Origin of the sequence: Mesorhizobium sp. B2-4-7 (assembly GCF_006442685.1) — a bacterium.
Lineage (GTDB): Bacteria > Pseudomonadota > Alphaproteobacteria > Rhizobiales > Rhizobiaceae > Mesorhizobium.
This window is the reverse complement of record NZ_VFVH01000001.1, coordinates 238,517-264,222: the sequence shown is the minus strand read 5'-3', so window position 1 is coordinate 264,222 and position 25,706 is coordinate 238,517. Positions and strand designations below refer to the sequence as shown.

25 protein-coding genes and 2 tRNA genes are annotated in these 25,706 nt (G+C 63.1%); 13 read left to right on the top strand and 14 right to left on the bottom strand.

Annotation, left to right across the window (positions count from 1 at the left end):
* Positions 1-14: 14 nt before the first annotated feature.
* The 3 genes from FJ946_RS01320 to FJ946_RS01310 all read right to left on the bottom strand — a co-directional run bounded on the left by FJ946_RS01320 (position 15) and on the right by FJ946_RS01310 (position 2,054).
* Positions 15-803, bottom strand: a complete 789-nt coding sequence (locus FJ946_RS01320; protein ID WP_140520616.1) for an ABC transporter permease — start codon at positions 801-803, stop codon at positions 15-17.
* Positions 800-1,669 carry an ABC transporter ATP-binding protein gene (locus FJ946_RS01315; RefSeq protein WP_140520615.1) on the bottom strand — a complete coding sequence of 290 codons (870 nt, stop codon included), beginning with the start codon at positions 1,667-1,669 and terminating at the stop codon, positions 800-802. The genes FJ946_RS01320 and FJ946_RS01315 overlap by 4 nt, the downstream gene beginning before the upstream one ends.
* 308 nt (positions 1,670-1,977) lie before the next feature.
* Positions 1,978-2,054: transfer RNA gene (locus FJ946_RS01310), tRNA-Pro, on the bottom strand.
* Between the two features lie 141 nt (positions 2,055-2,195).
* Between FJ946_RS01310 and FJ946_RS01305 the strand changes: the two genes are divergently transcribed.
* The 5 genes from FJ946_RS01305 (at position 2,196) to FJ946_RS01285 (ending at position 5,499) form a co-directional block, all read left to right on the top strand.
* Positions 2,196-2,501, top strand: a complete 306-nt coding sequence (locus FJ946_RS01305; protein ID WP_140494338.1) for an ETC complex I subunit — start codon at positions 2,196-2,198, stop codon at positions 2,499-2,501.
* 58 nt (positions 2,502-2,559) lie between these two features.
* Positions 2,560-2,636 (top strand) — tRNA-Arg (locus FJ946_RS01300).
* 289 nt (positions 2,637-2,925) lie between these two features.
* On the top strand, positions 2,926-3,150 hold the full coding sequence (locus FJ946_RS01295) for a hypothetical protein (protein WP_140521601.1): 225 nt from the start codon (positions 2,926-2,928) through the stop codon (positions 3,148-3,150).
* A 186-nt stretch (positions 3,151-3,336) separates the two neighbouring features.
* Entirely contained in the window at positions 3,337-4,125 is a 789-nt protein-coding gene (locus FJ946_RS01290; protein ID WP_140494334.1) for a GGDEF domain-containing protein, read from the top strand.
* A gap of 153 nt (positions 4,126-4,278) precedes the next feature.
* On the top strand, positions 4,279-5,499 hold the full coding sequence (locus FJ946_RS01285) for an anion transporter (protein ID WP_140521603.1): 1,221 nt from the start codon (positions 4,279-4,281) through the stop codon (positions 5,497-5,499).
* A 103-nt stretch (positions 5,500-5,602) separates the two neighbouring features.
* Here FJ946_RS01285 and FJ946_RS01280 read toward each other — a convergent pair whose 3' ends face one another.
* From FJ946_RS01280 to FJ946_RS01260, 5 genes are all read right to left on the bottom strand, one after another.
* A complete protein-coding gene (locus FJ946_RS01280) occupies positions 5,603-5,923 on the bottom strand; it encodes a cupredoxin family copper-binding protein (RefSeq protein ID WP_140565090.1) in 321 nt (106 codons plus the stop codon).
* On the bottom strand, positions 5,920-6,444 hold the full coding sequence (locus FJ946_RS01275; protein ID WP_140494328.1) for a DUF4142 domain-containing protein: 525 nt from the start codon (positions 6,442-6,444) through the stop codon (positions 5,920-5,922). The genes FJ946_RS01280 and FJ946_RS01275 overlap by 4 nt, the downstream gene beginning before the upstream one ends.
* Before the next feature lie 116 nt (positions 6,445-6,560).
* Positions 6,561-7,229 carry an RNA polymerase sigma factor gene (locus FJ946_RS01270; RefSeq protein ID WP_140515501.1) on the bottom strand — a complete coding sequence of 223 codons (669 nt, stop codon included), beginning with the start codon at positions 7,227-7,229 and terminating at the stop codon, positions 6,561-6,563.
* Positions 7,230-7,319: 90 nt separating this feature from the next.
* The gene (locus FJ946_RS01265; RefSeq protein WP_140565092.1) at positions 7,320-8,408 is read right to left on the bottom strand and encodes an HPP family protein; all 1,089 of its coding nucleotides are present in this window, start codon (positions 8,406-8,408) and stop codon (positions 7,320-7,322) included.
* Positions 8,409-8,619: 211 nt separating this feature from the next.
* Positions 8,620-9,804: a cystathionine beta-lyase gene (locus FJ946_RS01260; RefSeq protein ID WP_140565094.1), complete on the bottom strand. Its 1,185-nt coding sequence runs from the start codon at positions 9,802-9,804 to the stop codon at positions 8,620-8,622.
* 592 nt (positions 9,805-10,396) lie between these two features.
* On the opposite strand from FJ946_RS01260, the gene FJ946_RS01255 reads away from it, so the two are divergent.
* From FJ946_RS01255 to FJ946_RS01235, 5 genes are all read left to right on the top strand, one after another.
* On the top strand, positions 10,397-11,425 hold the full coding sequence (locus FJ946_RS01255; RefSeq protein WP_140494320.1) for an amino acid ABC transporter substrate-binding protein: 1,029 nt from the start codon (positions 10,397-10,399) through the stop codon (positions 11,423-11,425).
* 65 nt (positions 11,426-11,490) lie between these two features.
* Positions 11,491-12,678, top strand: coding sequence for an amino acid ABC transporter permease (locus FJ946_RS01250; protein ID WP_140494318.1), 1,188 nt, complete (start codon positions 11,491-11,493; stop codon positions 12,676-12,678).
* 4 nt (positions 12,679-12,682) lie between these two features.
* Positions 12,683-13,840 (top strand): amino acid ABC transporter permease, encoded by a 1,158-nt coding sequence (locus tag FJ946_RS01245; RefSeq protein ID WP_140565096.1) that lies wholly within the window; start codon positions 12,683-12,685, stop codon positions 13,838-13,840.
* Positions 13,841-13,855: 15 nt separating this feature from the next.
* Positions 13,856-14,659: an amino acid ABC transporter ATP-binding protein gene (locus FJ946_RS01240; RefSeq protein WP_140494315.1), complete on the top strand. Its 804-nt coding sequence runs from the start codon at positions 13,856-13,858 to the stop codon at positions 14,657-14,659.
* A 115-nt stretch (positions 14,660-14,774) separates the two neighbouring features.
* A complete protein-coding gene (locus FJ946_RS01235) occupies positions 14,775-15,440 on the top strand; it encodes a TIGR02117 family protein (RefSeq protein ID WP_140565097.1) in 666 nt (221 codons plus the stop codon).
* A 30-nt stretch (positions 15,441-15,470) separates the two neighbouring features.
* Here FJ946_RS01235 and FJ946_RS01230 read toward each other — a convergent pair whose 3' ends face one another.
* Both FJ946_RS01230 and FJ946_RS01225 read right to left on the bottom strand, forming a co-directional pair.
* Complete coding sequence (locus tag FJ946_RS01230; RefSeq protein WP_140565099.1) at positions 15,471-16,691, bottom strand: FAD-dependent monooxygenase; 1,221 nt, start codon at positions 16,689-16,691, stop codon at positions 15,471-15,473.
* 19 nt (positions 16,692-16,710) lie between these two features.
* Positions 16,711-16,956, bottom strand: coding sequence for a zinc-finger domain-containing protein (locus FJ946_RS01225; protein ID WP_140494310.1), 246 nt, complete (start codon positions 16,954-16,956; stop codon positions 16,711-16,713).
* Positions 16,957-17,158: 202 nt separating this feature from the next.
* Between FJ946_RS01225 and FJ946_RS01220 the strand changes: the two genes are divergently transcribed.
* Together FJ946_RS01220 and ppx are read left to right on the top strand one after the other, a co-directional pair.
* Complete coding sequence (locus FJ946_RS01220) at positions 17,159-19,351, top strand: RNA degradosome polyphosphate kinase (RefSeq protein ID WP_140494308.1); 2,193 nt, start codon at positions 17,159-17,161, stop codon at positions 19,349-19,351.
* On the top strand, positions 19,351-20,886 hold the full coding sequence (ppx, locus tag FJ946_RS01215) for an exopolyphosphatase (protein ID WP_140515513.1): 1,536 nt from the start codon (positions 19,351-19,353) through the stop codon (positions 20,884-20,886). Before FJ946_RS01220 ends, ppx begins: the two co-directional genes overlap by 1 nt.
* 280 nt (positions 20,887-21,166) lie before the next feature.
* On the opposite strand, the gene FJ946_RS01205 is transcribed toward ppx, so the two are convergent.
* The 4 genes from FJ946_RS01205 to FJ946_RS01190 form a co-directional block, all read right to left on the bottom strand.
* Positions 21,167-21,571 (bottom strand): DoxX family protein, encoded by a 405-nt coding sequence (locus FJ946_RS01205; protein WP_140494304.1) that lies wholly within the window; start codon positions 21,569-21,571, stop codon positions 21,167-21,169.
* Between the two features lie 171 nt (positions 21,572-21,742).
* Positions 21,743-22,165, bottom strand: coding sequence for a DoxX family protein (locus FJ946_RS01200; protein WP_140494302.1), 423 nt, complete (start codon positions 22,163-22,165; stop codon positions 21,743-21,745).
* Positions 22,166-22,343: 178 nt separating this feature from the next.
* A complete protein-coding gene (fumC, locus tag FJ946_RS01195; RefSeq protein ID WP_140515515.1) occupies positions 22,344-23,741 on the bottom strand; it encodes a class II fumarate hydratase in 1,398 nt (465 codons plus the stop codon).
* A gap of 376 nt (positions 23,742-24,117) precedes the next feature.
* Complete coding sequence (locus tag FJ946_RS01190) at positions 24,118-24,900, bottom strand: NIPSNAP family protein (protein ID WP_140565101.1); 783 nt, start codon at positions 24,898-24,900, stop codon at positions 24,118-24,120.
* A 119-nt stretch (positions 24,901-25,019) separates the two neighbouring features.
* Between FJ946_RS01190 and FJ946_RS01185 the strand changes: the two genes are divergently transcribed.
* On the top strand, positions 25,020-25,685 hold the full coding sequence (locus tag FJ946_RS01185; RefSeq protein WP_140494296.1) for a TetR/AcrR family transcriptional regulator: 666 nt from the start codon (positions 25,020-25,022) through the stop codon (positions 25,683-25,685).
* The last annotated feature ends 21 nt before the right edge of the window (positions 25,686-25,706 follow it).

Sequence of the window (25,706 nt, the reverse complement as noted above, 5' to 3'; positions counted from 1 at the left end):
AGCTGGATTGGGCCCTATCGGCCTGGTTTCGAGAATTCAGGCCGCCAGACAAGCAGCCGCTTTTCGACCAGCGTGACGATCCAGTCGATCAAGAGCACAAAAGCGGCGAGGACGAACATTCCGGCAAAGACGCCCGCTACGTCGAAAACGCCCTCGGCCTGCTGTATCAGATAGCCTAGTCCGCCCGCCGCACCGAGATATTCGCCGACCACGGCGCCGACCACGGCAAATCCGACGGAGATATGGAGCGATGAAAACACCCAGGACAATGCCGATGGCATATAGACGTGGCGCAGCAATTGCCGTTCGTTCATGCCGAGCATTCGGGCATTGGCCAGCACCGTCGTGTTCACCTCCCTCACGCCCTGGTAGACATTGAAGAAGACGATGAAGAAAACCAGCGTCACGCCCAAGGCAACCTTGGACCAGATGCCGAGGCCAAACCAAAGCGTGAAGATCGGCGCCAGCACGACGCGGGGAAGCGCATTGGCCGCCTTTACATAGGGATCGAAGACGGCCGCAAGTCTCGGCTTGCGGGCAAACCAGAAGCCGATCGCGATCGCTGCCAGCGAGCCGATGGCGAAGGCCAGCATGGACTCCCACAGCGTGATCCACAGATGATGCCAGATCGTCCCGGTGGCAAACCACTTCCATATCTGGCCTGCCACCGCCAATGGGGTCGAGAAGAAGAAGGAAATATTGTTCGGATCGCCGATCAGGTGCGTCGTCGACGCTGCCTGCCAGAGCGCGATGACGATGACGGCCACGGTTAGCTGTGCGAAAAGCAGCGTCGTCCTTTTCATCGGATCGCTCCTTCTTCAATCTCGCCGTAAGCCTTGAGCACTTCCTTCTTCAGCATGTGCCAGATGTCGCGATGCAATTCCTGGAAGCGCGGTTCCAGCCTGATTTCCGAAATATCGCGTGGACGCGCCAGCGGGATTGGAAAGTCGCCGATGATGCGTGCCGAGGGACCGGCTGACATCACCACCACGCGATCAGCCAGCGCGATCGCTTCCTCGAGGTCGTGGGTGACGAACATCACCGCCTTGCGGTCGTCCGACCACAGCTTGAGCAAAAGGCCGCCCATGATCAGCCGCGTCTGTGCGTCGAGCGGTCCGAAGGGTTCGTCCATGAGGAGGATCTTGGGATCGCGGATCAGGACCTGCGCAAGAGCAACGCGCTTTTTCTGGCCGCCTGAAAGCATGTGAGGGTAGCGCTCGCAGAAAGCAGCCAGGCCGACGCGTCCGAGCCATGCTCGCGCGCGTTCCTTTGCTTCGGAAGAGGGCACGCCTGCCACCTCCAGCCCGATGGCCACATTGTCCAGAGCGGTCTTCCAGGGCATCAATGCATCCTGCTGGAAGAGGTAGCCAGCCTGTCTGTTGAGACCGCGAAGCGGGGCGCCGAACACACGGACGCTGCCTGCCGAAGGCTCGAGAAGCCCTGCGCCGGCATTCAGCAGCGTTGACTTGCCGCAGCCCGTCGGCCCAATGATCGCCACGAATTCCTGGTCGCCGACTTTCAGATCGGCGCGGGCGACCGCCTGGAAGCTACGCCCGGCCGCCAATGCGAAATCTATGGTCACTCCATCGAGATCGACCGCGATCCCGGTTCCGGCTGGCGGCTGTCTGAATTTTGTCTCCGTGCCGCCCGTGGCGGTTTCCGTCGTCATGCTGAATGCCGCCCTGCGCCGAGACGGGTGGGTGTCCAACTGTCGCTCATGGTTCCTCCGTGAGGCTTTAGCGGAGACCGTCGATGTCCGATGGGCATCTGTTGCCCCGCACCGTGTCGTGTTCCGGCTCACAATAGTCGATGCGGTGGAGCAGGCAACTTTGCCGTCCGCGGCTTTTTGTTGCGACCGTGACATGCAGCAGCAAAGACCACTGGGCGCGCGCGGAGATTGCCGACAGCCCCATTCTGCACCCGACACATTGCCATTCGCAGGCGCCAGCGGCTCTCGATTGCCTTTTCGGTGAAAGGTGGTCGGAGTGGAGAGATTCGAACTCCCGACCCTCTGGTCCCAAACCAGATGCGCTACCAGGCTGCGCTACACTCCGAACGGTCTGTTGCCTATTCATTTCAGTGTTCCATGGCAAGTGCAAAAACCTGCAGGTGCAAAAACCTTGCCGCCGTCGGCATTGCGCAGTAATGACGGGCGAAGAGGCGGCCATGCTGCCTTGCACAGCAATGAGGTGGTCATGTCCGCGCGCATTTTCAGTCCAGCCAAAACCGCGATGCAGTCCGGCACGGCCAAGACCGGCCATTGGGTGCTGGAATTCGATCCCGAGATGCGGAAGAAAATCGACCCGCTGATGGGCTACACCACTTCCGGCGACATGAGGAGCCAGATCAAGCTGACCTTCGATACGCGTGAAGAGGCCGTGGCCTATGCCGAGAAGGAAGGGCTCGCCTACCGCGTCGAGGAGCCGAAAGAGCCCAAGCGCCGCCAGATTTCCTATGCGGAAAATTTCCGCTATGACCGCAGGACGCCCTGGACGCATTGACCGGCAAAGCCCGGGCGGGCGCCAGCGCAGACATCTTACCGGCTCCGAGCCGGCCAGCGGTCCCGTAGCTCAGCTGGATAGAGCACCGGCCTTCTAAGCCGATGGTCACAGGTTCGAATCCTGTCGGGATCGCCAATAATTTCAAGGGCTTAGCTGCTCCGGACGTGAGGAATTTCAACGCGGGCAGGAATCCGGTCGGAACTTTTCATCCCTTTTTGTCTTCCCGAATGCGCTTGCCGGCACGACGGCGGCACGCCGCCGCCGTGGCGCCCTTTCCGTATTATTTCGTGACCTTGTCGCGCGGGAACCTTCGCAAGGATCACGCGTTCGGGGCCTTGTATTCGCGGTCCCTCATAAAAGTAAGCATTCGGGCTGCGAATGGCGGGCAAAACAAGCATGGGTTGGGGAAGGAGAAAACCGCGTCATGTCGAAACGTGAAATTGGAACGTCGCCCGCCTTGGGGCGACGTATCGCCGAGCTCAAAGCCAAGATGCAAACCGCCCGGATTTCCGACCATGAGCTGAAGACCTTCCACAAGGTTGCCGCCATCATGGGAGCGGGCGAAGGCTCTCTAGGCCTGGATGCCGACGATCTGATCGCGGCATCCTTTGTTGCAGATACGCTGGGCGAATCGGCGCCCAACGGCTGACGGCAGGACCCCTCCTGTCGTAGGTCCGGATCGATCATCCGGACAAATCTTCGAGACGCAGGCCGGAGGCGGCCGCCGGTCCGGCGGCCGTGACCCTGCGACCTCTGCCGTCGAATTGGAGGGAAAGTCTTATCGTTTTGTTTGCGTTGGCGCGTCATAGTAGACGCGGCTAACGGAGTTGAAGAGATGAAGCTCGACCTGTCGCCGACGAGTTGGGGCAGGGTGATCGCCGTCACCGCCGCCGGCACGGCGTTCTTCATTGGCGTGGCGTTTTTCGTCGATTCGTTCAATTTCCCGTATCTTTCGCCCGAAGCTGTGTGGCGGGCTCAGCTGACCGACATTCTGTTGCCCCTGGTGCTGGGTGGATCGTTTCTCTTCTTCCTGATGTGGAAGATACGCCAGTTGGCCATTGCCCAGCGCGATCTCACCGTCGTTGCCGCCACCGACAGCCTGACGGCGGTGCTCAACCGCGGCGCTTTCTCCATGCTGGTCGAAGCCTATCTCGAACAGGTCCGCAAACAGGCGTCGGCCAATTCCGGTGCACTGCTGATCATCGACGCCGATCACTTCAAATCGATCAATGACCGGCTTGGGCATGACTGCGGCGACCAGGCGCTCAAACTGATCGCGCAGACGATCAAGGATCAGCTCCGCGGCACCGACATCGTCGGCCGCATCGGCGGCGAGGAATTCGGCGTGTTTCTTCCCGGCGTCGATCCCTCGCAATCCTGGCTGGTTGCCGAAAGCATCCGCCGGCGAATTCGCGAGGTGGAATTTTCGCCGGGCGGCCGGTCCTGTCCGCTTTCCGTGAGCATTGGCGGTACCGCCTTTAACGGGCCGACCACCTATGAGGAGATATTCTCGGCAGCCGACAGGCGGCTCTATGCCGCCAAGTCAAATGGACGCGACCAGGTCAGTTTCGATCCGATGGTTTCCCAGCAAACGCCGCCAGCCGCGACAATCACGGTTCATTGAGGCGGATCCGGCCAGCCACCGGCGCCGGGGGCGCGTCGCTGGGGATTTCTGCAGCCATCACGCAGAAGGTATTTTCGCTTTGCGCGCCGCCCGCTAAAGGTGGTGGCCACAGCTCCGGCCGGGGCTGAATGCATCGGGCAGGGCCTTCTTCGCATGACATTGATGGGCGCGGCGGCACTGCTGATCCTGATCCTGACCTATGCCGGCGTCGCCGTCGGCCGCATACCAGGCCTGCGCCTCGATCGGGCGGGGATCGCACTGCTCGGCGGGGCCGCGATGATAGCCATCGGGGCGATCAGCCTGGAGGATGCCTACCGCGCCATCAATTTCGACACCATCACGCTTTTGCTCGGCATGATGATCGTAGTGGCGCATCTGAAGGTCTCGGGCGCCTTTCGCGGCCTCGGTGCCATCGCGATCGAGCATGCGCATGCGCCGTTCATGCTTTTGGTTATGGTGACCCTGCTGACCGGCCTGCTGTCGGCCTTCCTGGTCAATGACGCCATCTGTCTTGTCATGGCGCCGATCGTCGTTCACGTCACCCGCGCCATCAAACGCAATCCGGTTCCTTACCTCATCGCGACCGCCACCGCGTCAAATTGCGGCAGTGTCGCCACCATCACCGGCAATCCGCAAAACATGGTCATCGGTGCGCTGTCGGGCATCTCCTATCCGGCCTTTTCAGCGGCTCTGGCTCCGGTTGCCCTGTTCGGTCTCGTCGCGGTCATCGCCATTGTTCGCATCGTCTACCGCACCGAATTCGCGCGCAACGGCGAATTGACGCCACAGGTCTCGCGCGGCCGCATGCATCGCCGCCAGGTGCTGAAAGCGGTGGTGGTTTGCATCGGACTGGCCGTTGCCTTCTTCGCCGGTGTGCCTGTCGCCAAGGCGGCGCTCATCGGCGGCGCCATCCTCCTGCTCACCCGCGCCATCAAACCAGAGCGCATCTATCGCGAAATCGACGGGCCATTGCTGTTCATGTTCGCCGGCCTGTTCATCGTGGTTGCCGGCGCCGAAAGAACGCTGCTGACACCGGACATCGTCGCATCGGCCAAGAACCTCGGGCTGGACGACGTCTGGCGCCTGTCGGGCTTCACCGCCTTGCTCTCCAACATAATGAGCAACGTGCCGGCCGTGCTGGCGCTGCGGCCCTTCATCCCCGGCCTGGAAAACCCCGAGCGCGCCTGGCTGGTCGTCGCCATGAGTTCGACGCTGGCCGGCAATTTCACGCTCCTGGGCTCGGTCGCCAATCTGATCGTTGCCGAGCAGGCGCGCGCCGCCGGCACGTCGCTGTCGTTCGGCGCTTTCTTCAAAGTCGGCCTGCCATTGACGCTGCTGACGCTGGCGGCTGGCACGGCATGGCTGGCGCTCTGATCCCTGGCGCGACTGTTCCGTGCTCAATTGCTCCGGAGTGACGGGTGCTCCGGAGTGACGGGGCTTGGTATTTGCGGCCAAGTCCCGCCACCGGCCCAGATTTTCAGGGCGCTACTACCAATCGGCCTTTCATGTTGGGATGGAAGCGGCAGAAATAATCAACCGCTCCCGCCGTCTTGAGGGTCAGTTTTCCCTTCGCCTTCGGCGGGATCATCACCTCCCAGCTGCCCTTCACCGTGGCCGTGTGGGCGAATGCGTCCTTGTTCACCCACTCGATCGTGTCGCCGACCCTGGCCTCGACGCTTGCGGGCGAGAAGACGAGCTTCTCGATCGTCACCTCGATCGTCGCGGCCGGCGCCGGGCCGGCGGCAAGCACCAGCGCCAGCCAGGCAAGGAGCGGTCGGATCAGCACGGCCGCTTTCATTTCAACATGCCGGCGACATGTTCGGCATGCTGCTCATGCCCCTGGAAGATTTTGAGGCCGGTTTCGAGCAGGCTCTTCAGCTCGGCATTGCTGGCCGACGGAATGAGCAGGGTTTCGAGCGCTCCATTGACCTGCTTGTGGTAGGCCACCTCGTTTTCGATATAGGCCTTGTCGAAGGCAGCCCCTTTCAGCTTGGCGAGCTTGGCATGTTCCTCTTTCGCCGCCTTGGTCAGCGCCTGGCTGGTGGCATTGTCTTCCGGCTTCACCTTGAGCTTCTTGAGCAGGTCGAGCGCCTGCTTGTTCACCGCTTCGTGGTCGCGCTCCATGTCCTTGGCGAAATCGACGACTTCCTTGTTCTTGGATTTCTTGATTGCCTGCTTGGCCGCCTCGATGTCGATCATGTCGGCTGTGTAGGCGATGTGGGCGATCTGCGGGTCGGTCGGCTTGTCGGCAGCTTGCGCGAATGGGGCAGCGCCAAGCAGCAAGAGGGCGGCAAGCGCTGCGGTGTGTCTGATAAGCATGGCATCTCCTTCCGCCCGACAGCCTGGGCAGCGGGCTTCATCTGGGTTGACATTCATTGGATGAGGATGGCGCGGAAACGTTCCCGACAAATCGGCGAAAGATCTGGCTTTGAAGATCACCCCTCGAATCCGAGCCGCTTCATCACGGCCTGCGTCAGCCGTTCGCAGCGCCGGCCGGCGAAGGGGAAGGCGTCGAGCAGCACCGGCCCGATCTCGTCGTCCAGCGCCTTGCGCAGCAAAGCGCGGGCGCGGTGCAGTCTCGTCTTGACGGTCTCGGGCCGCACGCCGAGCAGGTCGGCGGTCTCCTCGATGCTCAGGCCCTCGATGACGCGGGCCACGAAAACCGCGCGATAGGCGTCGGGCAGGCTGTCGGTCGCCCGCTCGACAAGCCCGAGGATCTGCCGCTGCGCCATCGTCCGCTCCGGATCGTCGCTTGGGTTAAGGGGAAACCGGATGATCTGCGCTTCCGGGTTTTCAGGCATGGCCACGGTTCGCCGTCCTTTGCGAAGCCGCCCGAGCGCCTCGTTGATGACGATGCGCGACAGCCAGGTGGAAAGCGAAGCATCGCCGCGATAGGTGCCGAGATTGGTAAAGGCCCTGACATAGGCCTCCTGCACGATGTCCTCGGCCTCGCTGTCGTTGCGCACCATGCCGCGCGCCAGTCGGTAGAGCCGCTGGTTGTTCAGCTTCATGATCTTGCGAAAGGCATCGCTGTCGCGGGCAAGCGCGCGGGCTACGAGCCGGAGCTCGTCCGTCGCTGTTGATGTTGCCGTCAGCGCGGGCATGTGTCCTCCATCGATCCTTGCACGAAAGATTGGATGCAGGTTTCGAAAAAAGGTTCCCGAAAAATCACGCCAGGCGATCCGCCTGGCTGCCTATGCTAGCACTTTGGCCGGCTCCCTGCCGGTGTTTTGCATCCGCGCCGTCGCGGCCAGCAGATCGGTCTGCGTGATCAGCCCGAGGATGTGGTTTTTATCGTCGACGATGATGACGGCGTGGCTGCGCCCGTCGGTCAGCACTGGCAGCAGCGCCATGGCGTTCGAGCCGGCAGTTGCGGTTGCCGCCGGCGAGATCACGGTTCCGACCGTGCCGGCCGCCAGCGTCAGTTCCCGCAAGCCCACGGTTCCGGCCAGCCTTGCCTCGGCATCCACCACCGGCAAGGTGCGTATGTTGTGGTCAAGCAGCAATTGGCGCGCAGCGGCGGCTGGCGTGTGCTCGTCCACCGAGATGACGTCGCGCGACATGATGTCTTCGCACCGCAACGTCGCATGCTCGCGCACCATGGCCTGCAATTCGACCTGCCGCAGCAGCCGGTCGAGATCGCCCCGGTCGATGTCGAAGGTCTCGTCGAGCGCTCCAAGCGCGGCATCGATGTCCTCGGAGCGAAAACCGACACGCAATTGCGCCGGCGGGTCGATGGTGCCGTGGCTGTTTACCGGCGCCGGGGCCGGCACGTGCGGGTAGTTGCGCCGGGCCAGCTTGTGGAAGCTGTAGCCAAGCGCCACCAGCAGCATCGAATTGACCGCCACCGGCACGAAGGGAAACAGGAAGCCGGCGCTGATCACGGCTGGACCGCCGAACACCGCGGTCAATGCCGCCGCACCCCCGGGTGGATGCAGGCAGCGCGTGAACGACATTGCGGCGATCGCCAACGCTACCGCAATACCGGTGGCGAGCACCGGCTGGTGCACGAATTGCACCACGATCACGCCGACAAGCGCCGAGATCGTGTTGCCGCCGATGATCGACCAGGGCTGCGCCAGCGGGCTGGCGGGCACCGCGAACAACAGCACCGCCGATGCTCCCATTGGCGCCACCAGCAGCGGCACATGTGGCCCGCTACCCAGTGTGAGTCCGCTGATCGCGCCAGTCAGCGCAATGCCGATCATCGCACCGACGCAGGCGATGATGCGTTCGCGCAGCGTCGCGCCGGCAAGAATGGGAACAAAGAGGCGGAACGCCATGGGCAGGCTCTTGGTGCGGTGGCTGGGGAATGATTTCCGCTGCCGCAATGAAGCGGAAGCCGGCAATTTGGAAGTCAAACAAATCCGCAAAACTGCGGATGGGGAGAATAATATTGCCGACATGGCCGGACCGGGGCGCCGCGTGCGCCCCCGTTTGCTCAATCGCGTCAAGGCCTTGCGGACGCTGCTGGTATCGGTCCGAGAGGTCGCGTCAGGCCGCTGCGGCGGCGGTGAGCCCGCGAAGAATATCGGTCATGAGGTCCTCGACATCCTCGAGGCCGATCTGGAGACGAATCAACGGCCCTTCATAGGGGCCCTTGGCAACGACGCGGTCGCCGAGCCAGACCGGCACGGCAAGGCTCTCGTAACCGCCCCAGGAGTAGCCGAGACCAAAGATCCGCAATGCGTCGAGGAACGCGTGCTGCTGTTTCTGGCCGCCGCCGGCAAGCACGATGGAGAAGATGCCGCTGGAGCCGGAAAAGTCACGCTTCCACAGCGCGTGGTCGGGATGACTGGGAAGGCCAGGGTGGAGCACGCGCGCCACGCCCTTCTGGCCCTCCAGCCATGCCGCGATGGCGAGCGCGCTGCGCTGATGGTGGTCGAGGCGCACGCCCATGGTGCGCAAGCCGCGCAGCACCTGGTAGACGTCGTCGGGTCCGGCGCAGCAGCCAAGCGTGCAGAAGCTTTCATACAGCTGTTTCCAGCAGGCCTCGGTGGCCGACACCGTACCCAGCAGCACGTCCGAATGGCCGGCGGGATATTTCGTCGCCGCATGGATCGAGATGTCGACGCCATGGTCGAGCGGACGGAAATAAAGCGGCGTCGCCCAGGTATTGTCCATCATGACGATGGCACCGGCGGCGTGCGCGGCCTTGGCGATGGCTGGTATGTCCTGCACCTCGAACGTGTTTGAAGCCGGCGATTCCGTGAACACCACCTTGGTGTTCGGCTTGATCAAGGCGGCGATGCCCGCGCCGACGCCGGGAGCATAATACTCGACTTCGACGCCGAGCCGCTTCAGCATCGTATCGGCGAAGTTGCGCGTCGGATGATAGACGCTGTCGACGATCAGCAGGTGGTCGCCCGCCGAAACGAAGGCAAGCAGCGGCACCGTCACCGCCGCCAGGCCCGACGGGACCACGATCGTGCCGGCCGACCCCTCCAGCGCGTCTATGGCCTGGGCCAAGGCGTCGGTGGTCGGTGTGCCGCGCGTGCCGTAGGTGTATTTCTGGTCCCGTCCAGCCATCGAGGCGGCATTGCGGAACAGCACCGTGGAGGCGTGCACGACAGGCGGATTGACGAAGCCGAAATAGTCGCGCGGGTTGTTGCCCGAATGGGCAAGCCGCGTGTTGATGCCCATTTTGCCAGTCACCGGCTCGTTGCCGTCTTTTGCCATTCGTCGTCGCCTTTTTTGGTAAGCCGCTAGCCATAGTGCGGCGACATGGACCGCGCAACAGCCGGCTTTCGCCAGGACCCCGACTTCGAATGTGCCAATTGCCGAGCCGCCGCAGGCCGACTGCAAGCGGCAATGCCGGCGGCCAGAAAGCCCGCCGCCGGCAGCGGCATGCGTCGCCTGATAGCGCAAAGCGCACCTCACCATGACCCAGATCCAGCCAGAGGGCGCAGACATCGGCACGCAACCGGCCGGCAGAGCACAGTAACGCAGAGTAATCCCGGCGGATGGACTTTTGCGGACAGAGCGCAGCCTGGCGTAGGGCGAGCTTCGCCGGCTTTATTCGCGCTTCTGACTAAATTGCGGGCGCGTTTGTCTGCTATTCAGGCAATTGCGGCAAACGATTTTCAAACCCATCTGAATTCGGTCATTTTCCTTGACCTCACAGGAATTATCGCCTTCGATGCTGTTCGTGAATGGGAGGCGGCGCGTCGACTGCGATGCGGAGTTCCGGAAATGGGCCGGAACGAAAAGCTGCGTTCACGCGGGAAAAAAAGATCAGGTTTGCCTGAAAACAGAAAAGGGTCTGTGGGTCATGAAACACATTGCAATCGGCATCCTTGGAGCCGCCGCGCTTGGAGCCGTGGCTTCAACGGCTTCAGCCACCACGCTCGACACGGTCAAGCAGAAGGGCTTCATCCAGTGCGGCGTCTCGACGGGCCTGGCCGGCTTCTCCGCGCCGGACGACAAGGGTGACTGGCAAGGCATCGATGCCGATTTCTGCCGCGCCGTGGCGGCCGCCGTCTTCGGTGACGGCTCCAAGGTCAAGTTCACGCCGCTCAGCGCCAAGGAGCGCTTCACCGCGCTGCAGTCGGGCGAGATCGACATCCTGTCGCGCAACACCACCTGGACCATCAACCGCGACACGGCACTTGGCCTGAACTTCATCGGCACCACCTACTATGACGGCCAGGGCTTCATGATCAACGCCAAGAAGCTGCCGGGCGTCAATTCGGCGCTTCAGCTGTCCGGCGCCGCCGTCTGCGTGCAGAGCGGCACCACCACCGAGCTCAACCTCGCCGACTACTTCAAGGCGAACAAGATGGAGTACAATCCGGTCGTTTTCGAGAAGCTCGAAGAGGTCAACGCAGCCTATGACGCCGGCCGCTGCGACGTCTACACCACAGACCAGTCGGGCCTTTACGGCATCCGCCTGACGCTGGGTGCGCCGGCCGATCACGTCGTGCTGCCGGAGATCATCTCCAAGGAGCCGCTCGGACCGGCGGTGCGCCAGGGCGACGACCAGTGGTACCATATCGTCAAGTGGACCTATTTCGCGCTGCTCGACGCCGAGGAACTCGGCATCACCAAGGCCAATGTCGACGAGATGAAGAACTCGGCCAGCCCTGAGATCAAGCGCGTGCTTGGCCAGGAAGCCGACACCAAGATCGGCACCGATCTCGGCGTCTCCAACGACTGGGTCGTCAACATCGTCAAGGCGGTCGGCAATTACGGCGAAATGTTCGATCGCAATGTCGGCTCGGGCAGCCCGCTGAAGATCGCCCGCGGCATCAACGCGCTGTGGACCAAGGGCGGCCTGCAATACGCTCCGCCGATCCGCTGATCGAAATGTGATCCGGAAGGCAGATGGTTCTGCCTTCCGGTTTCTCTTTCACAGGGGACGGTGATATGGCATCGCAGGAAGTCCTTCGCGAGGACACAAGTCGCGGCTCCTTTATCAACGACCCGAAAGTCCGCAGTCTCTTCTTCCAGACACTGGTCGTCGTCGTTCTGTTCGGCTCTGTCTGGTGGATCGTGCAGAACGTCATCGACAATCTGCAGCGTCTTCACATCGCCTCCGGTTTCGGCTTTCTCAGGGGCCGCGCCGGATTCGACATCTCGGACACGCCGATCGCCTACACGTCCGATTCGACCTACGGTCGCGCCATCATTGTCGGCCTGATCAACACCATCATCGTCGCCGTGGCCGGCATCGTCACCGCGACCATTATCGGCTTCGTCATCGGCATCGGCCGGCTGTCGCAGAATTGGCTGATCCGCAAGATCTGCACGGTCTATGTCGAGATCTTCCGCAACATCCCGCCGCTGCTGGTCATCTTCTTCTGGTATTCGGGCGTGCTGGCCGTGTTGCCGCCGCCGCGCGAGAGCTATAACCTGCCTTTCGGTTCCTTCCTCAACCAGCGCGGTTTCTATTTCCCGCGCGCCGTCTGGGGCGAGGGCTCCTGGCTGATCTTCGTGGCGCTCATCGTGGGCATCGCCATGGCTTGGTTCGTCGCCCGCAAGGCGCGCCAGCGGCAGATGGCAACGGGTCAGCAGTTTCCCGTGTTCTGGACATCCGTGGCGCTCATCGTCGGCCTGCCGCTGCTCGCCTACGCGCTGAGCGGCTTTCCGCTGAGCTTCGATTTTCCGAAACAGTCGACCTTCAACCTGACCGGCGGCTTCCAGGTCAAGCCGGAGTTCCTGTCGCTCTATCTGGCGCTGTCCTGCTACACGGCGGCCTTCATCGCCGAGATCGTGCGTGCCGGCATCAGGGGTGTCAGCAAGGGCCAGACCGAGGCCGCCGCCGCACTTGGGCTGCGGTCGGGATCGATCCTGCGGCTGGTCGTGGTGCCGCAGGCCATGCGCATCGTCATCCCGCCGTTGACCAGCCAGTATCTCAACCTGACCAAGAACTCCTCGCTGGCCATCGCCATCGGCTATCCGGACCTGACGGCGACCGCCGGCACGGTGCTCAACCAGACAGGCCAGGCGGTCGAGGGCGTGCTGATCATGATGATCGCCTATCTCATACTCAGTCTGGTGACCTCCGCCGTGATGAACGTGGTCAATGCCAGAATGGCGTTGGTGGAAAGGTAGGGCCATGCAGGAACACGACATGTCCTGGGTGCGCACCGAAATGGCCCTGGCGGAGGCGGCGCCGATCAGCGAGCGTGGCCTGTATGCCTGGGTCCGCAAGAACCTCGTCGGTTCGGTCGGCGACACCATTCTCACCATACTCGGCATCATCATCGTCGCCTGGGTCCTGCCGCAGGTCATCAACTGGGCCTTCATCAATGCCCAGTGGACCGGGCCGGACCGGACCGTCTGCGCGACAGTGGCGCAGGGCGGCATCCAGCCCGATGGCTGGAGCGGCGCCTGCTGGGCCTTCGTCAACGCTAAGTTCGGCCAGTTCATGTTCGGCACTTATCCGGTCGAGGAGCGCTGGCGGCCGATCCTGGTCGCTATCCTGTTCGCGGCGCTGCTGGTGCCGATGCTGGTCCCCAGCGTGCCGCGCAAGGGCCTGAACGCCATCCTGCTTTTCCTGGTGCTGCCGATCGTCGCCTTCTTTCTTCTGGTGGGCGGCGTGTTCGGTCTGCCGCATGTCGAGACGTCGCGGTGGGGCGGACTGCTGATCACGCTCAGCCTGTCCTTCGTCGGAATCGCCGTGTCGCTGCCACTGGGCACCGTGCTGGCGCTCGGCCGGCGCTCCAAGATGCCGATCGTCAAGATGCTGTGCATCATCTTCATTGAAGCTGTGCGCGGCATCCCGCTGATCACAGTGCTGTTCTTCGTCAGCGTCATGCTGCCGCTTTTCCTGCCCGCCGGGGTCACCTTCGACAAGTATCTGAGGGCATTGATCGGCGTGTCGCTGTTTGCCGCCGCCTATATGGCGGAAGTGGTGCGCGGCGGCCTGCAGGCGATCCCCAAGGGCCAATATGAGGGCGCCGATTCGCTCGGCCTCGGCTATTGGCAGAAGATGGGACTGATCGTGCTGCCGCAGGCGCTGAAGCTGGTCATTCCCGGCATCGTCAACACGTTCATCGGCATGTTCAAGGACACCAGCCTGGTCCTCATCATTTCGATGTTCGACCTGCTCGGCGTCGTCAAGCAGAACTTCTCGGACGCCAACTGGGCGACGCCGCAGACCGCGAAATCCGGTCTCGTGTTCGCCGCCTTCGTGTTTTGGCTGTTCTGCTTCGGCATGTCGCGCTATTCAATGTATACGGAACGCCGGCTCGACACCGGTTACAAACGATAAAAAGGGGATTGGTTCATGGCCACCGAAAACGCCGTCAGCGCGGAAGAGATCAAGGTCAATGCCGCGAAGATGCACATCTCGACCACCGATGTCGCCATCGACATCATCGCCATGCACAAATGGTATGGCGAGTTCCATGTGCTGAAGGACATCAACCTCAAGGTGATGCGCGGCGAGCGCATCGTCATCTGCGGCCCGTCCGGCTCCGGCAAGTCCACCATGATCCGCTGCATCAACCGGCTCGAAGAACACCAGAAGGGCAAGATCTTCGTCGACGGCAAGGAATTGACCAACGATCTCAAGAAGATCGACGAGGTGCGCCGAGAGGTCGGCATGGTGTTCCAGCACTTCAACCTGTTCCCCCACCTGACCATCCTGGAGAACTGCACGCTGGCGCCGATCTGGGTCCGCAAGACGCCGAAGAAACAGGCCGAGGAGATGGCCATGCATTTCCTCAAGCGCGTCAAGATCCCCGAGCAGGCCAACAAATATCCGGGCCAGCTCTCCGGCGGTCAGCAGCAGCGCGTGGCGATCGCCCGTTCGCTGTGCATGAACCCGCGCATCATGCTGTTCGATGAGCCGACCTCGGCACTCGACCCGGAAATGATCAAGGAAGTGCTGGAGACCATGGTTAGCCTTGCCGAGGAAGGCATGACCATGCTGTGCGTCACCCACGAAATGGGCTTCGCGCGGAAAGTCGCCAACCGGGTGATCTTCATGGATCAGGGCCAGATCGTCGAGCAGAACACGCCGGCCGAGTTCTTCGATCACCCGCGCCACGAGCGCACGAAGCTGTTCCTGTCGCAGATATTGCACTGAGCGCTGCTTCGTCGAAATGGAAGGAGCCCGGCCGCGCCACGGTCGGGCTTTTTCACATTTGGCCGATCGGATCGTTTCGATTGAAACGTGATGGAATCGCAAGAACTATGCCCGGATGAGAAAACGCGTTCGTTTCCTGGCCGTGGTGGTTGCCGCGGTGGTGCTGGTCGCGGCACTCGGCACGCTGGTGCCGCGACCACTCTGGCCGGCTGCCGCGGCCGGCGAGGGCGCCAGGCACATTCTGGTGCTGAGCAATCCGATCCACACCGACATCGCCATTCCCGTCGATGATGGCGTGCGCCGGCGCTTTCGCTTCCTCGCCGCTGCCGGCCAGCCTTCCGACGCGCCCGAGGTGCGCTACATCGTCTTCGGCTGGGGCGGCCGCGCCTTCTACCTGGAGACGCCGACCTGGTCGCAGCTGAAGGCGATGCCCGTATTCAAGGCCCTGACGCTTGACGCTTCAGTGATGCATGTCGAGGTCGCCGGCGATATCTCCGGGCCCGATGTCGCCGGCTTCGACATCCCGGAAGACCGCTTTGCCGCATTGCTCGACTTCATCGATGCGAGTTTTCAGCAAGGACCAGGCGGGCCGATCGTCATCGCCGGGGCCGCCTATTCCGATTTCGACCGCTTCTATGAGGCGAACGGCCATTTCAATGCGCTGGCCGGCTGCAACACCTGGACGGCCGCCGCCTTGCGAACCGCCGGCCTGCGGACCGGTTGGTGGAACCCGCTGCCGGTCTCGCTTGGGTGGTCGTTGAAGCTGTATAATGGTAGGTAGCGCAGATAACGCCAACGCCTCGTTCGAGTTCTAGGCCCGCCACCCATAAAGCCAGTCCAAATCCGCGGCGAGCTTCTCCGGCGCCCGCATTTTCAGGAAAAGGTTGCGCGCCAACGCCACCGGACCCCAGGCATGCCAGGCAAGGCGGTTGAGGGCGCCGCGACGTGCCACTCTCACGACGCGCGGCCGGCGCAGGCCTTCCCAGATTTGAAGACTTCCGGCCAGGTCGGCAGGGGAGGCGGCCATGACGTCGGCAAGCGTGGCGGCATCCTCGATGGCCATCGCGGCGCCCTGTGCCGCGAACGGCGTCATGGCATGCGCCGCGTCGCCGACCAGCGCGATGCGGCCCGACCTTACCCATGGCTGCTTCTGATCGACCGTATGGATCGGCCAGGCCGCCCACGGGCCGGCCAACTCCGCAAGCCTTGCCAGCGCCGGCGCGGTGCCGCGCACGGCGCCGGCCAGGATTGCGGGATCGGCATGGCCGGACCAGCCTTCGGCGATACGCTCGCCCCTGGTGAAAGCGACGAGGTTGATGGCGCTGCCCTTGCTGACGGGATAGGCGACCATGTGAAAGCCGGGATGCAGGAAGGTGGTGACGCAGTCCGGCGCACCGATCTCTGCAAAAGCTTGCCCGGCAGGACTGTCTGCGCTGACGGTTGCCCGCCAGGCCAGTTCGCCCGAGAAGTGGCTTTTCGCAGGGCTGGTTCTTGCTGGGTCGGCAAGTCCGCGGACCGACGACCAGACGCCATCGGCGCCGACCAGAAGGAAACCTTCCGCCGCGACGGGCCTGCCACCCACATCGGCTGCCGCGGTGATGCCTGAACTGCTGATCGTGACGCTGTCAAGGCGCGCGCCGGTGGTGAGATGAACATCGGGCATGGCAGCCACGCGCGCCATCAGCGCGTTTTGCAGGTCCGCTCGATGCGCCACGAGGTAGGGCGCACCCCAGCGCGCCTCGCCTGCTCGTCCAAGAGGCACGCGCGCCAGTTCGCCCAAGGTTGCCGCATCCTTCAGCACCACGGCTTCCGGCCTGACGGCATTGGGAAGAAGTGCGTCGAGTACGCCGAGCTCACGCAGGATGCGTGTCGCGTTGGGCGAAAGCTGGATGCCGGCGCCCGCCGCTTCGAGGCGCTGCGCCTGTTCGAAGATCCGTACGGGATAGCCGCGCTCGGCGAAAGCCAGTGCCGCGGTCAGCCCGGCAATACCCGCCCCGGCGATGATGACTTGCCGGGACTGTGCGTCTGCCATTGGCCCGGCCCGCTGGAGGTCAGGCGGCCTGATCGATGTAGAGGCAGCCGGCCGGCAGCGTTTCCATCGCCGTCAGCTTCGGCGAATAGCGGTAGAGCGTCGAGCAGTAGGGGCAGACCTTCTCATTGTCGTCGCCCATGTCGAGAAACACATGCGGATGGTCGAAAGGCGGGTTGGCGCCGGTGCACATGAATTCCTTGACTCCGATATCGATCGCCGGATGGCCCGCATCGTTCTGGAAATGGGGAATGGAACCGCCTGCCATCGTCGTCTCCTTTAGCGCAGTCTGCTCAGCGTTTGGATCATAACCGGTCTGTTTGCAAGTTCGATGAAATGAAACTGTCGCAAAAGCCTGTCAGAGGATAAGTTAAGCCGGTTAACCGGCTGGAGCATCGCAGCCAGGCGCAACAGCCTGGGCGCCGCCCGAAAAAGCGGCGAAGCAACCAGACGTGGGAAGAGCAGGAACCATGAACGAACTGAAGCCGGTCCAGAGCGAGTTCATCAATGCGGAAGCGGCAAGCCCGGAAGGCAATCCGGATCGTTTCGTCAATCGCGAGTTCTCCTGGTTGCAGTTCAACCGCCGCGTGCTCGAGGAATCGCAGAACACAAACCATCCGCTGCTGGAGAGGGTACGTTTCCTGTCGATCTCCGCGGCCAATCTCGATGAGTTTTTCATGGTGCGCGTCGCCGGCCTGGCTGGCCAGGTTCGCGAAGGCATCGTGTTGAGAAGTCCGGACGGGCGTACCCCCGAACAGCAGCTCGAACAGCTGCTGCGTGAGGTCGAACGGTTGCAGGAAGACCAGCAGAAGAGCCTTTCGGCGCTGACCGTGCTGCTCAACAAGGAAGGCATCGAGAGCATCACCCGCGACGCGCTGACCAAGGACGAGAAGGCCTGGCTGGAGGAGCACTTCCAGGACCAGGTGTTTCCTGTTCTCACGCCATTGTCGATCGACCCGGCGCACCCATTCCCGTTCATCCCCAATCTCGGCTTCTCTATGGCGCTGCAGCTTCGCCATCGCAAGAACGGCGAGGAGATGAGCGCGCTCTTGCGCCTGCCGGTGGCGCTGAAGCGCTTCATCCGCCTGCCGGACCGCAAGCACCATGTCCGCTTCATCCCGCTGGAAGAGGCGGTCGGCCTTTACATCGGCAAGTTGTTCCCGGGTTACGAGGTCAAGGGCTCCGGCACGTTCCGCATCATTCGCGACAGCGACATCGAGGTCGAGGAGGAATCGGAAGATCTCGTGCGCCTGTTCGAGACCGCGCTAAAGCGCCGCCGCCGCGGCTCCGTCATTCGCATCGAGTTCGACATGCTCATGCCGGCCGAACTGCGCGAATTCGTCGCCGGCGAACTCGGCGTTTCGTCGAGCCGCATCAGCGTCCTGACCGGCCCGCTGGCGCTCAGCCAGATTTCTGAGATCGTCGCCGTTGCCCGCGACGACCTCAAATTCACGCCCTACAATCCGCGTTTCCCCGAGCGCATCCGCGAGCATGGCGGCGATTGCTTCGCCGCTATCCGCGAGAAGGACATCATCGTCCACCACCCCTACGAATCCTTCGACGTCGTGGTGCAGTTCCTGCGCCAGGCGATGGCCGACCCGGAAGTGGTGGCGATCAAGCAGACGCTTTACCGAACCTCCAACGACAGCCCGATCGTGCGTGCGCTGGTCGACGCCGCCGAGGCCGGCAAGTCGGTGACGGCACTGGTCGAGCTCAAGGCTCGCTTCGACGAGGAGGCCAACATCCGCTGGGCGCGCGACCTCGAGCGCGCCGGCGTCCAGGTCGTGTTCGGCTTCCTCGAGCTCAAGACCCACGCCAAGATGTCGCTGGTGGTGCGGCGCGAGGACGGCAAGCTGCGCAATTATGTGCATCTGGGCACCGGCAATTACCATCCGGTGACCGCGCGCATCTACACCGACCTGTCCTTCTTCACCACCGATGCAACGATCGCACGCGATGTCGCCCAGCTTTTCAACTTCATCACCGGCTATGCCGAGCCGACCGCCGAAATGCGGCTGGCGATCTCGCCCTTCACGCTGAGGAACCGTATCCTGCAGCACATTTCCGATGAGGTCGCCCACGCACTCGAGGGACGGCCGGCACGCATCTGGATGAAGATGAACGCCCTTGTCGATCCGATCATCATCGACGCGCTCTACGACGCCAGCCGAGCGGGCGTCGAGATCGACCTCGTCGTGCGCGGCATATGCTGCCTGCGGCCGCAGGTGCCGGGCCTGTCGGAAAACATCAGGGTCAAGTCGATCGTCGGCCGTTTCCTCGAGCACAGCCGCATCTATTGCTTCGGCAATGGCCACGGCCTGCCGTCGGACGAGGCGGTGGTCTACATCTCCTCGGCCGACCTCATGCCGCGCAATCTCGACCGTCGCGTCGAGACCATGGTGCCGATCACCAACCCAACTGTGCATGAACAGGTGCTGGGCCAGATCATGCTCGGCAACATCATGGACAATCAGCAAAGTTTCGACGTATTGGCTGATGGAACCTCCCGGCGCGTCGTGCTCGAGGAGGGCGAGGAGCCGTTCAACGCACAGGAATATTTCATGACCAATCCGAGCCTGTCGGGACGGGGTGATGCGCTGAAATCGCATGCGCCGAAGCGGATCGCGCAATTCAAGCGCCGCAAGAAGAACGCCGCCGCCTGATGCTGTCCGATTCCCAGGGCCGGCTGCAGGATCGCCGACCGCTGTCCATCATCGACATCGGCTCGAATTCGATCCGCCTTGTCGTCTATGAGGGGCTGGCGCGCTCGCCGACCATGCTGTTCAACGAAAAGATGCTGGCGGGCCTCGGCCGCGGCATTGTGTCGACGGGGAAGCTCGACCCCGAGGGCGTGACACGGTCAATGGAGGAGTTCCGCCGCTTCCGCGCGCTCTCCGACCAGGCCGGCGCCGAGCACATGTACGTGCTGGCGACCGCGGCCGCCCGCGAGGCCGTCAACGGCCCCGATTTCATCCACCGCGCCGAAGACGTGCTCAAGACCGAGATCCGCGTGATCAGCGGCCGCGAGGAAGCCTACTATTCCGCGCTCGGCGTCATCTGCGGCTTTCATCCGGCCAACGGTATCGCGGGTGACCTCGGCGGCGGCAGCCTTGAACTGGTCGACGTCAATGGCGAAGCGATCGGCGACGGCATAACGTTGCCGCTGGGCGGCCTGCGCCTCCAGGATATGGCCAAGAACTCCCTCACGCAGGCAGCGAAAATCGTGCGCGACGAGCTGGGGCGGGCGAAGCTGCTGAAAGGCGGGCAAGGCAGGCCTTTCTATGCCGTCGGCGGCACCTGGCGAAATCTCGCCCGGCTGCACATGGAGATGACCAACTATCCGCTTGGCGTCATGCACCACTACGAGATCGGCGTCGAAAGTGCCGCCAATTTCCTGCGGCAAGTGGCCAAAGGCGAGATCGAGAAGATCAAAGGCATCGAGGGCGTTTCGAAGAACCGCCGCTCGCTGCTGCCTTACGGTGCCATCGTGCTGCAGGAGATCATGGCGGCGATGCAGCCGTCGAAGATCATCGTCTCGGCGCTCGGCGTGCGCGAAGGCTTCCTCTATTCCCTGCTCGACCAGGCCGAGCAGAAGGCCGATCCCCTGATCTCGGCATCGGAGGAACTCGCCCGGCTGCGCTCGCGCTCGGTCACCCATGCGCATGAACTCGTCGACTGGACGGCCAAGACCTTTGCCGCTTTCGGCATCGACGAGACCGAGGACGAGGCGCGCTACCGCCACGCCGCGGCATTGCTGGCCGACATCGGTTGGCGCGCGCATCCCGAATATCGCGGCAAGCAATCGCTCAACATCATCGCCCACGCCTCCTTTTTCGGCGTGGACCACCCTGGCCGCGCCTACCTGGCGATGGCCAACGCCTATCGGCACGACGGCATCTTCAACGAAGCCATCGCGCCCGAAATCAAGGCGCTGGCGACACCGCGCTATCTGGAGCGAGCGCGGGTGCTGGCGGCATCGATGCGCGTCGTCTACCTGCTGACCGCCTCGATGCCCGGCGTCATGCCGAGACTGAAATGGGAGCAGCGCGGCAATGGCGTGCTGGCGCTGGTCTTGCCGGCATCGCTGGCAGATCTCTATGGCGAGCGCCCGGCCGGGCGCCTGGCGCAACTGGCGCGAATTACCGGCCGCCGCCTGGTACTGGCGGTCGAAGGTGGGCCGAGCGTTTCGGTGAAATAGGTACGGCCTACCAGAGCGTGAGTTATCTGATCCACGCCGATATTGACCAACTCAATCGCGCCACTTGTTCAGCGGCTTCGTGTTTGAAGACCGGCTTCCCCCACTCCGTCTTGGCTTCGCCAAGCCACCTCTCGCCCGTCGATCGGGGGAGAGGTGTCGAGCGCAGCTCGACGGAGTGGGGGTCGACTTGACACGGGCGTTGGCTTGGCTCGGGCATTGAGAGTCCAACCCGGGGCATTTGTCTGGTTGGTTCCGGGCCTGCCCTTGGATTTAGGCGATATCAAACAGCAGCCCGCCCGTCGACCGACCAGGCGCCGGCGCCGGCCATGGCGAGCGCCAGAAAGCCGCCCGATATCGCGATGTCCTTCATCAGCATCTGCTGGTGCAAGAAGGCAAGCGTCGCATCATCGGCGCCCTGGCCGTAATGGCCGATGAAGCCGGCAACGATGCAGAAGGCGGCCAAAAGCAGAGCCACGATCCTGGTCTGGAAGCCGATGAGTATCAGCAGTCCGGCGATCAGCTCGAACAGGCCCGTGCCCCACGCGGCGAGCCCCGGGAGCGGCAGGCCAAGGCCGGCGAAATAGCCCGATGTGCCGGCAATGTCGGCGAGCGCATGGAAGCCTGACGGTACGAACAGCGCGGCAAGCAGCAGCCGCGAAGCCAGAAGCAGTGCGTTGCGAGGCATGGTCACCTCCGTTGTCGGTTGGCCGGTTTGGGCCTTTACCCACCCGGACCGATCGATCCTACCACCAATGCCCCGGCAAATCCGGGCGCTGAATTGAGGCTTCTGGACCGACAACGAAACAGTGGCGCGGAAAATTCCGCGCCACTGCTGTCAAAGACGGGGGAGGGAAGTTCAGCCGCGCTTGGCGTCGACCGAATAGGCGCCGGCGCCTGAGGAAGCCAGCACGAGGAAGCCGCCGGTGATCGCCAGGTTCTTCATGAAGTTGATCATCTGCATCTGGTCGGCCCAGCCGGTGTGGGCGACCAGGGCCGTGGCGACGGTGAAGATCGCCAGCACCCAGGCGGCAATCCGGGTCTGGAAGCCGACGAGAATGGCCAGACCGCCGAGCAGTTCGATGAGGCCGACGACGATGGCCGTCACGGTCGGCAAGGGCAGGCCGAGGCCGCCGAAATAGGCCGCGGTGCCGGAAAGGGCGCTGAGCTTGCCGAAACCGGAAAGCAGGAAAATGACCGCAAGCAGGATGCGGCCGAGCAGGATGGTGACAGAACTGTTGGACGCGGTGCCGGTGCCGGCGAAGGACGTGTTGGTGGACATGGTGGCTCTCCGAATGGGGTTGATCACCCGTCAGATAGACCATGCTGACTGTTCACCAAAGCCGCCTGTCTGGCGACACATTGTTCACAGGACATACGTTTCCGTGAACCGGTGAAAGACGGAAATTCGTGTCGCTCGATGCGGTGGCGGGAGGATATTCTCCCGCCGAAAAATGCTTTTATCCCGGATGGGTCATATCTTCGGGCCGCACGAGCCGGTCGTAGTCGGCTTCGCTGACCAACCCGGTGGCCAGCGCTTCCTCGCGCAGCGTGGTGCCGTTCTTGTGCGCGGTCTTGGCGATCTTGGCGGCGCTGTCGTAGCCGATGGTGGGCGCAAGCGCCGTCACCAGCATCAGCGAGCGGTCGAGGGCCGCCTTGATGTTGTCTTCGCGCGCCTCGATGCCGACGACGCAATTGTCGGTGAAGGAGACCGAAGCGTCGGCGAGCAACTGCACCGACTGCAGGAAGTTGTAGGCCATCAGCGGGTTATAAACGTTGAGCTCGAAATGGCCCTGGCTGCCGGCGAAGGTGAGGGCTGCATTGTTACCGAACACCTGCACGCAGACCTGGGTCATCGCTTCGCACTGCGTCGGGTTGACCTTGCCCGGCATGATCGAGGAACCCGGCTCATTTTCCGGCAACGACAATTCGCCAAGGCCGGAACGCGGGCCGGAACCGAGGAAGCGGATGTCGTTGGCGATCTTGAACAGCGCTGCGGCAGCGGCGTTGATGGCGCCATGTGAGAACACCATGGAATCATGGGCTGCCAGCGCCTCGAACTTGTTCGGGGCAGTGACGAAGGCGATGCCGGTGATGGCGGCGATGCGGTCGGCCACCCGCTCGGCGAAGCCGACGGGCGCGTTGAGGCCGGTGCCGACGGCGGTGCCGCCCTGCGCCAGTTCCTGCAGGCCGGGCAACGTCAGCTCGATGCGCTTGATCGACGAAGCGACCTGCGCGGCGTAGCCCGAGAATTCCTGGCCCAGCGTAAGCGGGGTGGCGTCCTGCGTGTGGGTGCGGCCGATCTTGATGATATGGTTGAACTCCCTGCTCTTGGCGGCGAGCGCCTTGTGCAGGTGCTTCAGCGCCGGCAACAGGTCATGCACGATGCGCTCGGCGCAGGCGATGTGCATGGCGGTCGGGTAGGTGTCGTTCGACGACTGGCTCATATTGACGTGGTCGTTCGGGTGCACCGGCTTCTTGGAGCCCATGACGCCGCCCAGCATCTCGATCGCCCGGTTGGAGATCACCTCGTTGGCGTTCATGTTGGATTGCGTACCCGAGCCGGTCTGCCAGACCACCAGCGGGAAATGGTCGTTGAGCTTGCCGTCGATGACTTCTTGAGAGGCTTCGACGATCGCCTTGCCGATCGCCGGATCGAGCCGCTTCAGCTCCATATTGGCTTCCGCCGCCGCCCGCTTGACGATGCCGAGCGCGCGCACGACGGATGCCGGCTGCTTTTCCCAACCGATCTTGAAATTGCCGAGCGAACGCTGCGCCTGCGCGCCCCAATAGCGGTCGGCGGCGACCTCGATGGCACCGAACGTATCGGTTTCGGTTCTGGTCTTGGCAGCGCTCACGGCAAGTCTCCGGTCTGTCGATTTGGGCAACGGCGTATCGCGTTGCACAAAACGCATCAAGCGGAGATTGCGGGCGGTGAAGATGCAAATCGGTTGAAGACGGAGCCAATCTCCCCGCTCGTGGGGAGATGCCCGGCAGGGCGGCGGGGGCGCGAAGGAACGCTATCTGTCGTCATTCAACTGCGTTCAGGTTAGAACAAGCGCGGAAGTGCAATCGAATGAGAGATCGGCGGGACAGCGCCCCCCTCTGGCCTGCCGGCCATCTCCCCCACGAGGGGGGAGATCGGCTGTCCACTCACTCCGCCGTATACCCGCCGTCCACCGCAAAGACGCCGCCCCGCCTCTGATCAGACGCCGTCTCCGGGCGGACTGGAGATCAGCAACAAAGCCGCGAGCGCGATGTCGCCGACAGGCGCATGGTTTCGGTCGGTCTGGTCAGGTCATGTCGGACGGCGTGCGAGAAGGCTTGCCATGCAGGTGAGGCGGCAAGCGCGGTTTCATGCTGGGCCTGCGCTTCTTCGCCATCAAAACCCATCACACTGATGAAAACATTCTCACTCGCTCGCACCGGCAGGCGTGGAAAGCTGTTTTCCGCATGCTCCGTGACGAAAGCGGCGAGCAGCCGCGCACCGGGTGACGCCGTCATCGGCGCGACTTCGGCCTCGAAGCGGCTGGCGAACGCGGCCTCTGTGCCCGGCCGCAAATGATAAATCCGAATCACGACCATGCCTGACAGCGGCGTGCTTCTGCCTGGCTTTTCGTCTACGGCCAAGCCCGCGCGCAAGGCGCCAGAGAGATCGAAGCCAGCCCCGGTCCACGCAGGCTTGAGCAGCAGCACATCGTCGGAATCGATCATCGTGGCATTGGCTGAATTGCGGTGCGCTGCCCATACCGGACCGTCATAGAAGGCGCTCAGGGCGCCTTTGCGCACCTCCATGTCCTCGAAGCCGCGCAGCCAGACGAACATGTCGGGGCGATCGAGGTCCCGGAATTGGCCGATGATGGTCATCCCGGCCTCTTCCTGGCCTTCAATCAGCTTGCCGTCAAAGAGGTCGATAAGAGTATCGCGTTTGCCGGGTTTCAGCGTGTACTGGCGCAGTTCGACGACCGGGGAGGCGAGCGCTGCTGTCTCCGATGTGGCACTCAGGGGCAGGCTCATAAGCTCGTCTCCAAAAACAGGGTGATCATCCTGTTTTATAAAACAGACCGGTTGTCCTGTTTTGTCAATCTGCTAGCTTCTTTTTCTTCCCTCCTGGAGGGGCACGGTGGAGATTCCCGATGACAGGGCATGCCCAGAAGCGCACCAATGATCCCGAAGGCATGCGCAACAGAGTGCTCGATGCCGCGCAGGAGTCCTTTCAGGTACGCGGCTATCACGCGTCCAGTCTCGGCGATCTGATGGCGGCGGCGGGTGTCAGCGGCGGCGCGTTGCATCATCATTTCCCGACCAAGAAAGCGTTGGCGCTGGCGGTGATCGAAGAGCGTGTGGCCGCGGCGGTCGAAGAGACATGGATGGCGCCTTTGCGGGCGGCCGCTTCGGCGCGCGAAGGCGTGGGTGCAGCCTTCGAAGCCGTGGCGGCGGAACTTGAGCAACAAGGCTTCGTGCGCGGCTGTCCCCTCAACAACCTTGCACATGAACTGTCGCTCGTCGATGCCGAATTGCGCGCCGCCCTTGCCGGCATTTTTGCCGGCTGGCGCCAGGCGATCGCCGACAAGGTCCGGGCTGATCAGCAGGCGGGCAGGGAGCAGGACACCGACCCGCAGCGTTTCGCCGCCCTGGCCGTCGCGGCCTATTCCGGCGCGATGTCGATGGCCAAGACGGCGCAGGATGCCGGCATGTTGCGCGATTGCCTGGCGGGGCTGGAGCAGAATGTCGCCCAAGCTTCGCCCATGGCCGCAACGAGGCGGCGTCGCAGGATATTGCTGCCACCGGGAAACCTTTGATGCCGAGGACGGGAACGATCC